Below are 12,041 nucleotides of genomic sequence, written 5' to 3' on the forward strand. Positions count from 1 at the left end.
GCGCTGCAGCGCTTCCTCGACTACGTGCAATCGCACGACAAGGTCTGGATCTGCCGCCGTATCGACATCGCGCAGCACTGGATCCAGAACCATCCGTATGCCAAGCAACCCGTTTTGAGCACCACAGCATGAGCCAGACCACCTACACCCTCTCGCAACTCAACGGCATGGACGCGTCGCAGTTCGTGCAAGTCCTCGGCGGCGTCTACGAGCACTCCCCGTGGGTTGCCGAACAGGCCGCCACGCAGCGCCCGTTCGCCTCGGCCGAGGCGCTCGCGGCTGCCATGCGCAATGCCGTGGACACCGCCGGCATTGAGCCGCAGCTCAAGCTCGTGCGCGCTCACCCCGAGCTGGCGGGCAAGGCGGCCGTGCGCGGTGAACTGACCGCCGAGTCGACGCGCGAGCAAAGTGGTGCGGGCCTGAACCAGTGCTCGCCGGAAGAGTTTGCACGCCTGCAGGCCCTCAACGCGCAGTACAACGAGAAGTTCGGCTTTCCGTTCATCCTGGCGGTGCGCAGCTATGACCGCCACGGCATCATCGACAACTTCAGCGAGCGCGTGGAAAACGACCGCGATACCGAGCTGCGTGCATCGCTCGAACAGATTCATCGCATCGCGGGTTTCCGTCTGGCCGATTTGATCGCCGCCAACTGATTTCTCAGGTTCAGCAGCAAAAAACAACGCTGTGGGCGCGGTGTCATGGGGCATGGGACACCGTCCGGCATGGAGCCTGACCAGCCGGCCTGTGACTGCATCAAAGAATGCAGCGCAACCTGCAGTGACTTTCAACAACAAAGGAGGTAGCAATGCAGTCGAAATTCAAGCGTGGCATGGCCGCGCTGGCAGTGGCATCGGCACTGGGGGCAGCAAGTGCCGGTGCGCAGGCGCAGTCGTCCGTCACGCTGTACGGCCAGGTGGATGCCTGGGCGGGCGCCACCAAGACCCTGGGCGCATCGGATCGCGCCTGGGGCGTCAACTCGGGCGGTATGTCGACCTCGTACTGGGGCATGAAGGGCAGCGAAGATCTGGGCAATGGCTTGAAGGCGATCTTCACGCTGGAAGCGTTCTTCCGCCCGGACACCGGCAAGTACGGGCGCTTTGACGGCGATACGTTCTTCGCCCGCAACTCGTTCGTCGGCCTGCAATCGAGCACGTGGGGTTCGATCAAGCTCGGCCGCCTGACGCCGCCGTATTTCGTATCGACGATCCTGTTCAACCCGTTCATCGATTCGTACACGTTCTCGCCGATGGTGTTCCACACGTACCTCGGCAACGGCCTGCGCGGCCCCGGCGGTATCTCGGGTCTGGTGGGCGATTCGGGCTGGAACAACGCGATCATGTATTCGACGCCGGACTTCAACGGTCTGACCGCCAACTTCATCTACGGCGCGGGCGAGCAAGCCGGCCACAACGGCCAGAACAAGTGGGGCGGCAACTTCCTGTACTTCCATGGCAACTTCGCAGCCACGGCGGCTTTCCAGCAGGTGCGCTTCGACTCCGCCCCGGGTGACCTGAACGCACTGGTGGCAGGCTTCTCGCGTCAGACGGCCGCGCAGCTCGGTGCCACGTACGACTTTGGCGTGGCCAAGGTCTACGGCCAGTACCAGTACATCAAGAACGCCATCAACTCGGGGGACGCGAAGAGCAACGGCGGCCAACTGGGCATGTCGGTGCCGGTGGGCCCGGGCAGCATCCTGGCGTCGTACGCGTACACCAAAACTTCGGGTGCGGCTGACGTGAAGCGCAACACGTGGGCGGTCGGTTACGACTATTCGCTGTCCAAGCGCACTGACGTGTACGCCGCGTACATGCGCGACAAGGTGACGAGCCTCAGCTCGGCAGACACCTTCGGCGTGGGCATCCGCGCGAAGTTCTAAGCAGTCGGCAGCAAAGAAAAACGGCGCCTGGACTTTCCCCAGGCGCCGTTTTCTTTTGGGCCGCCAACCTTCAGCGGCCCAACAGTTGGATCAACCAATCAACGCGTAGCCGACACGTCTGCCACCGCCAGCGCCGTCATGTTGACGATGCGGCGCGAGGTGGCCGCCGGGTTCAGGATGTGCACCGGCTTGGCCGCGCCCAGCAGGATCGGGCCCACCGTCACGCCCTGCCCGCCCGTGACCTTGAGCAGGTTGAACGCAATGTTGGCCGCGTCCAGCGTCGGCATCACCAGCAGGTTGGCGCTGCCGGCAAAGGCGCTCTTGGGCAGGAAGTGGTGGCGGATGTCTTCCGACAGCGCCGCATCGCCCTGGATCTCGCCTTCCACCTGCAACTCGGGCGCTTCGGCCTTGAGCAGGTCGTACGCCTCGCGCATCTTGCGGGCCGACGCGCTCTTCGACGAGCCGAACATTGAGTGCGACAGCATCGCCACTTTCGGCTCCTGGCCAAAGCGGCGCACTTCTTCCGCCGCCAGCTTGGTGATGTCGGCCAGCTCTTCGGCGCTCGGGGTCTCGTTGACGAACGTATCGGTAATGAACAGCGTGTGCTTCTCCAGCATCAGCCCGTTCATGGCGGCGAAGACCTTGGCGTTGGGCGCCAGGCCGATCACGTCGCGCACGTGTTCCAGGTGCGCATCGAAGCGGCCAACGGTGCCGCACAGCATCGCGTCGGCATCGCCCAGGCGCACCAGCAGCGCGCCGATCAGCGTGTTGGAGCGGCGCAGTTGCGACTTCGCCATGTCCGGCGTCACGCCGTTGCGGCCCATCAGCTCGTGATACTCGGTGTGGTACTGGTGATAGCGCGGATCGTCTTCCGGGTTCACCAGCTCGAAGTGCACGCCCGGCTTCAGGCGCAGGCCGGCCTTCTGGATGCGCATCTCGATCACGTGCGGGCGGCCGATCAGGATCGGCTTGGCCAAGCCTTCATCAACGACAGTCTGCACCGCGCGCAGCACGCGCTCTTCTTCGCCTTCCGCATAGACCACGCGCTTGGGCGCGGCCTTGGCGGCGGAGAACACCGGACGCATGGTCATGCCGGTGTGATAGATGAAGTCGCTCAGCTTCTGGCGATAGGCGTCCAGATCAGCGATCGGGCGGGTCGCCACGCCGGATTCCATCGCGGCCTTGGCCACCGCCGGCGCGATCTTCTCGATCAGGCGCGAATCGAACGGCTTCGGGATGATGTAGTCCGGGCCGAAGCTCAGTTCCTGGCCAGCGTAGGCCTGCGCCACGGCATCGTTGGTCTCGGCTTCGGCCAGCTCGGCGATGGCCTTCACGCAGGCCAGCTTCATCTCTTCCGTGATCTTGGTCGCGCCGCAGTCGAGCGCGCCGCGGAAGATGTACGGGAAGCACAGCACGTTGTTGACCTGGTTCGGGTAGTCCGAACGTCCCGTGGCGACGATGCAGTCCGGACGCGCGGCCTTGGCGATTTCCGGGCGGATTTCCGGCTCGGGGTTGGCCAGCGCCAGGATGATCGGCTTCGGGCCCATGGTCTTGACCATGTCGGCGGTCAGCACGCCAGCGGCCGAGCAGCCAAGGAACACGTCCGCATCGCGCACGATGTCGGCCAGCGTACGGGCCTGCGTGTCCTGCGCGTAGCGGGCCTTGGTCGGCTCCATCTTGGCGTCGCGGCCGACGAAGATCACGCCCTTCGAGTCGACCACATAGACGTTCTCGCGCTTGACGCCCAGGCTCACCATCAGGTCCAGGCAGGCGATGGCCGCGGCACCCGCGCCCGACACCGCCACCTTCACTTCGCCGATCTGCTTGCCGACCACCTTCAGGCCGTTGAGCAACGCGGCGGACGAGATGATGGCCGTGCCGTGCTGGTCGTCGTGGAAGACGGGGATGTTCATGCGCTCGCGTAGCTTCTGCTCGATGTAGAAGCACTCGGGCGCCTTGATGTCTTCGAGGTTGATGCCGCCCAGCGTCGGCTCCAGCGCCGCGACGATGTCGACGATCTTGTCCGGGTCGCGCTCGGCCAGTTCGATGTCGAACACGTCCACACCGGCGAACTTCTTGAACAGGCAGCCCTTGCCTTCCATCACCGGCTTGCCGGCCAGCGGGCCGATGTCGCCCAGGCCCAGCACGGCGGTGCCGTTGGTGATCACGCCGACCAGGTTGGCACGCGAGGTGTACTCGGCGGCCAGCGACGGGTCACGCTCGATTTCGGTACACGCGTAGGCCACGCCCGGCGAGTACGCCAGCGACAGGTCGCGCTGGTTGATCAGCGTCTTGGTCGAGCGCACCTCGATCTTGCCGCGCGTCGGCGAGCGGTGGTATTCGAGCGCGGCGCGGCGCAGTTCGGCCTCGGCCCCTTGGTCTTGCGTATCGGGCGAGGCGTCGTGGAGCTTGTCGTTCATATCAATGACATCCTGGAGGGACGTTCCGCAGATGGAACGCACGTGCGCGCGTTCACATTCCGGCAGAAGCGTCCTGGTACGGGAAAGCGAAAATCGATGGGAAACCGGGAGCGAGGCCGCAGGAGTCGCGGAACACCGTCATCGCGGTAGCGACGGTGCGCAGTCGACGCTGGCCAGGGGTGGCGGCCGGCGCGAGATGGGGAGGGATAACAACGCTCAAGCGAGAGTACGGCTGGGCGGCCCGCAAATTAGGTGAGGCATTCTAGCCTAGACGGGCCGCCCAGCCTACGGGATGAACTACCTAACTACTTAGCCGGTTTCACCTTTGGATCAACCGGCAGCTCGACCAGGATCGGCTGCGCATTCGGCGCCGGGAAATTGGCGAACGCGCTGCGGATCAGGTAGGGCATCACGGTGGTCAGCGAGCCATCGCCGCCTTGGGTCTGGGCGCTCACCTGGTAGACGCGCTTGCCAGAGGCCGCCTCGTCAATCTCGACGTGATAGGCATAGAACGGCACTTGGACGTTGGTGTCGACGTACTGCGGACCCCACGGGCCCCAGGGCCCCCACGGACCGCGCCAGGGGCCCCACGGGCCCGGCCCCCAGTACGGGTCAGGGTAGACCGGCTGGCGGACCTGCACGAGGCGCGTGGCGGTCGAATAGGTCAGGCGGACGCGGTAGCGGGCACTGGCTTGCGGTGCCGTGGTGAAGCCATGGGCGGCCAGTTGGTCGCTGGTCCAGGCCTCGTAGGTCTGCCGTTCCAGGTCGTTTTGCTGCGCTGCAGTGTTCTCGAACGCGTAGGTGCGCGGCGGCGTGTCATCCCAGCCGGGCTGCTTGAACGCCGTCACCTGGCTGGTGACGGTGCTGGCGCAGCCGGCCAGCAGGCTGGCAGCCGCCAAGGCGCCAGCCAAGGTCCAGCGGCCGTGCGCTTTGATCCAGTTCCACATAGATGATCCCCCAAAGGCTCAGTCAGATAATTCGCGCGCATGCCGCAAAGCCATGCGCCGCGTCTGTTTACTCAGAGTCACGCGGCGCGCGGAAGATTCCCGCGAGGTGGCTGAGTACAATGGTCTTTTGCGAACGAATGCGAGGATGTTACCGATGTTGCGCACCGATACCGCCGTGACGATTTACCGCAAGGACTACGCCGCCCCCGCGTTCCGCATCGATGAAGTGGCGCTCGAGATCGATCTGGTGCCCGAGCGCACCCGCGTGGTCAACCGCCTGCGCATGACGCGCACCGCCGCGGCCAAGCCGCTGGTGCTGGTGGGCGAAGGGCTGGAGCTGGCGGGCGCGACGCTCGACGGCCAGGCGCTGCAAGGCCTGCAAGCCAACGGCGACACGCTCACTATCGATGCCGTGCCGGCTGAGGTCGGCGCCAGCTTCACGCTGGAACTCACCACCTTCTGCAACCCGGCAGCCAACTCGTCGCTGATGGGGCTGTACGTCTCCAACGGCAACTTCTTCACGCAGTGCGAGGCCGAGGGCTTCCGCAAGATCACCTACTTCCTCGATCGCCCGGACGTGATGACGGTCTACACCGTCACCCTGCGCGCGTCGAAGGCGGACTACCCGGTGCTGCTGTCCAACGGCAACCTCGTCTCTGAGCGCGATCTGCCGGATGGCCGCCACGAAGCCGTGTGGCACGACCCGTTCAAGAAGCCGTCGTACCTGTTTGCGCTGGTGGCGGGCAAGCTCGAATGCATCGAAGAGCGCATCCAGTCCGCCTCGGGCAAGGAGAAGCTGCTGCAGGTGTGGGTCGAGCCGCAGGACCTGGGCAAGACCCGCCACGCGATGGATTCCCTCATCCACTCGGTCCGCTGGGACGAGCGCCGCTTCGGCCTGGAACTCGATCTCGATCGTTTCATGATCGTCGCCGTGGGCGACTTCAACATGGGCGCGATGGAGAACAAGGGCCTGAACATCTTCAACACGAAGTACGTGCTGGCCAATGCCGAGACCGCCACGGACGTGGACTTCGCCAACATCGAATCGGTGGTCGGCCACGAGTATTTCCACAACTGGACGGGCAACCGCGTCACCTGCCGCGACTGGTTCCAGCTGAGCCTGAAGGAAGGCCTGACGGTGTTCCGCGACCAGGAGTTCTCGGCGGACATGGCAGCGCAGAGCGGCAACGAAGCGGCGGCCGCGAGCGCCCGCGCCGTCAAGCGCATCGAGGACGTGCGCATGCTGCGCCAGGTGCAGTTCCCGGAAGACGCGGGCCCCATGGCCCACCCGGTGCGCCCCGACAGCTACGAAGAGATCAACAACTTCTACACCGTCACGGTGTATGAGAAAGGCGCTGAAGTCGTGCGCATGTACCAGACCCTGCTCGGCCGCGACGGTTTCCGCAAAGGGATGGACCTGTACTTCCAGCGCCACGACGGCCACGCCGTCACCTGCGACGACTTCCGCGCCGCCATGGCCGATGCCAACGGCCGCGACCTCACGCAGTTCGGCCGCTGGTACAGCCAGGCAGGCACGCCGGTCGTTACCGTCGAGGGCCGCCACGACACTGCCGCGCGCACCTACACGCTTACGCTGCGCCAGCGCTGCGAGCCGGTCGGCATCGAGACCACCAGCGGCATCCAGAAGCAGCCGTTCCATATTCCGTTTGCCGTTGGCCTGATCGACAAGCAAGGTCGCGACCTACCGCTGTGTTTGCGCGGCGAAACCGCATCGCCCTCGCCGGTCACCACGCGCGTGCTGGACTTCACCGAGGCAGAACAGACCTTCGTGTTCGAGGACGTGGCCGATGCGCCGCTGCCCTCGCTGCTGCGCAATTTCTCTGCGCCGGTCATCGTCGAATACGGCTACACCACTGAGCAGCTCACCTTCCAGCTCGCGCACGATTCCGACCCGTTCAACCGCTGGGAAGCCGGCCAGCGCCTGGCCACCGACACGCTGCTGCGCATGGTGGCCGACATCCAACAAGGTCGCGCGCCGGTGGTCGACCCGGCCCTGGTGGAAGCGCTGCGTGCCGTGCTGGCCGATGCAGCACTCGACCCGGCCTTCCGCAAGCAGATGCTGATCCTGCCGGCCGAGAGCTACCTGGCCGAGCGCATGGCCGTGGCCGACCCGGCCGCCATCCACACCGCACGCCGCACGCTGCGCCGCACGCTGGCCGAAGCGCTCAACACCGAACTGCTGCACGCCTACCAGGACAACCAGACCGAAGGCGCCTACACGCCGGACGCGGTGTCCGCCGGCAAGCGCGCACTCAAGAACATCGCGCTCGGCTATCTGGTGGAAACGGAAACCCCCGAAGCGCTGGCCCTGGCCGAGCAGCAATACGCCCGCGCCACCAACATGACCGATCGCATGGGCGCGCTGTCGGCCATGGTCACCAGCTACGCCCCGGGCCGCGAGGCCGCGCTGGCCGATTTCTACACGCGCTTTGCCGACGACCCGCTCGTCATCGACAAGTGGTTCTCGCTGCAGGCCATGCAGCCGGGCGGCGCCGGCAAGCCGACGCTGGCGACCGTGCGCGCGCTGATGGCGCACCCGGCCTTCACGCTGCGCAACCCGAACCGCGCGCGCTCGCTGATCTTCAGCTTCTGCTCGGGCAACCCCGCGCAGTTCCACGCCGCCGATGGTTCCGGCTACGCCTACTGGGCCGAGCAGGTGCTGGCGCTCGATGCGATCAACCCGCAAGTATCGGCACGCCTGGCGCGTTCGCTCGACCGCTGGCGCAAGTACGTGCCCACCCTGCGCGACGCCATGCAGGACGCACTCAAGCGCGTGGCGGCACACCCGAGCCTGTCGCGCGATGTGCGCGAGATCGTCGGGAAGGCGCTGGCGTGAACATTGCGTCAGGTAAAATCGCGCCCGTCTCAGGAGAACCCATGAAGCGCATCAACCTCACCCGCTACCTGATCGAAGAGCAGCGCGAGCACAACACCATCCCGGCCGAGCTGCGCCTGCTGCTCGAAGTCGTGGCGCGCGCCTGCAAGGCGATCTCGCACAGCGTCAACAAGGGCGCGCTGGCCGGCGTGCTCGGCTCGGCCGGCACCGGCAACGTGCAAGGCGAAACCCAGCAGAAGCTGGACGTGATCGCCAACGAAGTCCTGCTCGAAGCCAACGAATACGGCGGCAACCTGGCTGCCATGGCCTCGGAAGAGATGGAATCGTTCTACGAGATCCCCCATCGCTATCCGAAGGGCGAATACCTGCTGCTGTTCGATCCGCTCGACGGCTCGTCCAACATCGACGTGAACGTGTCGATCGGCACGATCTTCTCGGTGCTGCACATGCCCAAGGCCGGCCAGACCGTGACCGAGGCCGACTTCATGCAGCCCGGCGCCAAGCAGGTTGCCGCCGGCTACGCCGTGTACGGCCCGCAGACCACGCTGGTGCTCACCGTCGGCAATGGCGTGCACATGTTCACGCTCGACCGCGAGGTGGGCAGCTTCATCCTGACCAGCCCCAACGTGAAGATCCCGGCCGATACCAAGGAATTCGCCATCAACATGTCGAACATGCGCCACTGGGCCCCGCCCGTGCGCCGCTACATCGACGAGTGCTTGGCCGGCACTGAAGGCCCGCGCGGCAAGGATTTCAACATGCGCTGGATCGCCTCGATGGTGGCCGACGTGCATCGCATCCTCACGCGCGGCGGCGTCTTCATGTATCCGTGGGACAAGCGCGAGCCGGGCAAGGCCGGCAAGCTGCGCCTGATGTATGAAGCCAACCCGATGGCCTTCCTGGTGGAACAGGCCGGCGGCGCGGCCACCAACGGCCAGCAGCGCATCCTCGACATCCAGCCCGAGAAGCTGCACCAGCGCGTGGCGGTGGTCCTGGGCTCGAAGAACGAGGTGGACCGTGTCACGCAGTACCACCACGAGGCAGAAAAAACGGCGTAACTGGGGCGCGTAACGTTGTTGTTTCGGCGGTTCTTGCAGTGCGCCAAAAAGTTCTGTTAGAATCGCTGTTTCCGACGCCGCTGTAGCTCAGTCGGTAGAGCAGCGCATTCGTAATGCGAAGGTCACCAGTTCGATTCCGGTCAGCGGCACCAGGAATTCCTTAAAAACCGGCCACTTAGGCCGGTTTTTTCTTTGGTCTATTGGGGTCAATTTGGGACGTTTTTGGTTCCGGACTGTCCCAAATTTGTCCCGTGCACTGGGACGACGAAAGTCGCGCCAGCTTGACTGGCATGGCTAGACCATACAGAATCCAAACATCCAGTACCCATGAGCCTTTACCCAGATCGGGAGATTTGGGGTTCGTTCGGACAAGCACCGTCCGCTCGGATTAACGACATGCAAGCCGACTAGTACGAACGGAGTCGGAGCGAAGCGAAACAGAGCCCGCATGCATGGCGAGGAACCCACTGAGGGCCACCCGGCCCGCCACGGACACAACGCTACTCCAGCGTCTAGGTCTTCGGCTGGTGCGCACGTTCGGTAGCTTGCACGTATTGACGTGTGGGCCGCCGGAGTTCGCCCATGTCTTCCCAGCATCAAGTCGAACTGCTGACGCTTAGTCAGCTATGTCCGCTACTCCACCGCAAACCTGCCACCGTCTACTCAGACATCGCATCAGGCCGATTCGATCGTCTGCCTCCAATCCTCCGTTTGCCGGGTCAACGCAAGCTGTTGTGGCGGAAGCAGGATGTTCTTGATTGGATCGAACGACATGTCCAGCCAGCTAGGGCTATCGCCGACGCTCAAACGGGCAGCACGAAGCGCCCTCAGGGCCTAGCGGTAGCAACTTCGCAAGCCAGGCAAGTTGGCCGGCCAACAAAGCGACAGCAGCTTGAGCGTCGCTTGGCAGGTGCAGAGGGGGCTGGCAAGTGAACCATCCCAAAGAAACTGCGGTCGCTTTGCCCCGCGCAGAGCGCTCCCCTCGCCAGAGCCGCTCGGAAGCTCTCATCGATGCCGGTGCTGCAATCGACAGGGCCCCACCAAAGGGCGATGACATCGCTTTCACCCACTCAATTTTCTGCCAGGTCGGCCTACCTCGCCGCCAAACCGAGGGAGCCTCCTTCAAGCGCCAGTTTGGTAACGCGTGGATTTGCGTAAGCGCCGGCTATCTTGATGAAGGACAGGGCCCAGTCCTGCAGCCCGTGCCATATGGGCCTGCACCGCGACACTTGATGGCGTACATGAATACCTACGCTATCAGGCATAGAACTCGGGAAATACCGATCGGCGAGGACATCACCGACCTTCTGCGGCTCATTGGGCAAGAAAACCAAGGTGGGAACCGGTATAAAACCGCCAGGCTCCATTTACACGCGCTCGCAGCGAGCAGGGTGCAACTCGGCTACCGGGGCCGCACCTTCAATGATCAACCCATCGAACAGTTCGATGCATGGTCGAGTGATGGCAGTACTCGAAACCGCCGCTGGCCGGGGGTACTCCTCCTCTCGAAGAGCTACTACGAGTCACTCAAAGGCGCGGGCGTACCGATTGATCGCCGAGCTTTGCGAGCGATTGGCGGTGCCGCATTGGATATCGACGTTTACACGTGGCTTGCGCACAGACTGACCCAAATCGATCAGCCACAGACCATTTCGTGGAGGGCGCTCCAAGATCAGTTTGGCGACGAATACAAGGACAGCAGCAATTTTCGTAGAGAGATGAACAGGGCTCTGAAGGTCGCCCTTGCCGTCTACCCCGAGGCTCGCCAAGCGATTGAGCCCGTCAGAGGCGGACTTCGTCTCAGGCACGCATCTCCCCCTGTTCCACCGAAGCGCGCCTCATGAAAAAGCCGGCTCAAGAACGGGATTTCATGAGCACGCGCGGCCAAAGGCCGGCTGTGGAGAAGCCTGTGGCATGCCTAAGAGATGGACTCGTGATCGAGATTACGGGTGCGAAGTGCAGCAACGCCAAGCAACCAGAACGCGGCCAACCGAAGAGGCGTTATGTATTCAAGACGCCAGTCACGGGGAAACCGCACCCAGCTCTCGCGGTCCTACTGTCGATGGCGGCCACAGATGTAGCGTCCAACGGAATCGGCCATGCTGCGGTCAGCCACGATGCAGACTACCTTTACAACTCAATCGTCGCCTTGGGCAAAGCCACGTTCCCAAAGATTCGGACTCGGATCAGCCCGTATTGCTTCCGCCACCAAGCCGCATCGGATCTCAAGGCCGATCCAACCTTGTCGCTGGAAGAGGCCGCACAGTTCATGGGACACCTATCGGATTACAGCATCGGGCGATACGGTCGCGCCGTCCATGGCAAGAGAGGAAGCGAGCGCGCCAAGCCAGTCATGGTCAAAACGTCGCGCTCAGTCAAGCATTCACCCAAGGTGGACAAACTTGCTCGCTTCAAGATCGCCAGCGCAAACCGGCGGAACAAACTGAAGCAAGGCTAGGAGTGCCCTGCCCATGGGAGCCAAAGATGCGTCAAGGCTGCGTCGATTCTGCGTTGATTTCGGCGCGTATAGCGCAAAGACAAGAGCTTGGCCGCCCCGGGTACGTCAAAGTTGCGTCGTTTTGCGCCCTCGCCTCAATAGCCCCTCGTTCAGTTGCGTCGATTTCGACGCATTGCCGGAGCTGAGTGGCAGACAATGCTGATGCAGCAGCGTCTAACCGAACAGACTCGCGAGAGCGTCGAAGCTTGGATGCGACAAGCAGGCTTGTACGCTACGGATTCCATTCGCTTCGAGTTAAGTTGGGCCAGGCGGAAAATCACGACAATCCGATGTCAGTACGTGAATTTCACGACATCAACAATAGAATTTAGTGTTTTTGCATTCACCCTTGGCACGGCGCTTCGCAGCCGCTTACTCTTGGCTGC

At 63.6% G+C, this 12,041-nt stretch carries 8 protein-coding genes, 1 tRNA gene and 1 pseudogene; 8 read left to right on the forward strand and 2 right to left on the reverse strand.

From position 1 onward, the window contains the following. From QZ609_RS05890 to QZ609_RS05900, 3 genes and pseudogenes are all read left to right on the forward strand, one after another. A pseudogene (locus QZ609_RS05890) lies at nucleotides 1–132 on the forward strand (allantoinase); the annotation flags it as partial. Beyond that, entirely contained in the window at nucleotides 129–653 is a 525-nt protein-coding gene (gene uraD, locus QZ609_RS05895; protein ID WP_009241106.1) for a 2-oxo-4-hydroxy-4-carboxy-5-ureidoimidazoline decarboxylase, read from the forward strand. The pseudogene QZ609_RS05890 and the gene uraD, both read left to right, overlap by 4 nt. A 152-nt stretch (nucleotides 654–805) precedes the next feature. Continuing rightward, nucleotides 806–1,876, forward strand: coding sequence for a porin (locus QZ609_RS05900; RefSeq protein ID WP_009241107.1), 1,071 nt, complete (start codon nucleotides 806–808; stop codon nucleotides 1,874–1,876). Between the two features lie 98 nt (nucleotides 1,877–1,974). On the opposite strand, the gene QZ609_RS05905 is transcribed toward QZ609_RS05900, so the two are convergent. Together QZ609_RS05905 and QZ609_RS05910 are read right to left on the reverse strand one after the other, a co-directional pair. After that, the gene (locus tag QZ609_RS05905; protein ID WP_295492206.1) at nucleotides 1,975–4,296 is read right to left on the reverse strand and encodes an NADP-dependent malic enzyme; all 2,322 of its coding nucleotides are present in this window, start codon (nucleotides 4,294–4,296) and stop codon (nucleotides 1,975–1,977) included. A 305-nt stretch (nucleotides 4,297–4,601) separates the two neighbouring features. Beyond that, complete coding sequence (locus QZ609_RS05910) at nucleotides 4,602–5,243, reverse strand: DUF4136 domain-containing protein (protein WP_295492209.1); 642 nt, start codon at nucleotides 5,241–5,243, stop codon at nucleotides 4,602–4,604. Between the two features lie 154 nt (nucleotides 5,244–5,397). Between QZ609_RS05910 and pepN the strand changes: the two genes are divergently transcribed. The 5 genes from pepN to QZ609_RS05935 all read left to right on the forward strand — a co-directional run bounded on the left by pepN (nucleotide 5,398) and on the right by QZ609_RS05935 (nucleotide 11,616). Continuing rightward, the gene (pepN, locus tag QZ609_RS05915) at nucleotides 5,398–8,100 is read left to right on the forward strand and encodes an aminopeptidase N (protein WP_295492211.1); all 2,703 of its coding nucleotides are present in this window, start codon (nucleotides 5,398–5,400) and stop codon (nucleotides 8,098–8,100) included. A gap of 41 nt (nucleotides 8,101–8,141) precedes the next feature. Then, nucleotides 8,142–9,158: a class 1 fructose-bisphosphatase gene (locus QZ609_RS05920; protein ID WP_295492213.1), complete on the forward strand. Its 1,017-nt coding sequence runs from the start codon at nucleotides 8,142–8,144 to the stop codon at nucleotides 9,156–9,158. A 76-nt stretch (nucleotides 9,159–9,234) separates the two neighbouring features. Continuing rightward, nucleotides 9,235–9,310: transfer RNA gene (locus QZ609_RS05925), tRNA-Thr, on the forward strand. Between the two features lie 1,050 nt (nucleotides 9,311–10,360). Then, nucleotides 10,361–11,002 carry a replication protein RepA gene (locus QZ609_RS05930; protein ID WP_295492267.1) on the forward strand — a complete coding sequence of 214 codons (642 nt, stop codon included), beginning with the start codon at nucleotides 10,361–10,363 and terminating at the stop codon, nucleotides 11,000–11,002. Between the two features lie 89 nt (nucleotides 11,003–11,091). Next, nucleotides 11,092–11,616 (forward strand): site-specific integrase, encoded by a 525-nt coding sequence (locus tag QZ609_RS05935; RefSeq protein ID WP_295492215.1) that lies wholly within the window; start codon nucleotides 11,092–11,094, stop codon nucleotides 11,614–11,616. Nucleotides 11,617–12,041: the final 425 nt, after the last annotated feature.

The organism is uncultured Ralstonia sp. (assembly GCA_913056305.1).
Lineage (GTDB): Bacteria > Pseudomonadota > Gammaproteobacteria > Burkholderiales > Burkholderiaceae > Ralstonia.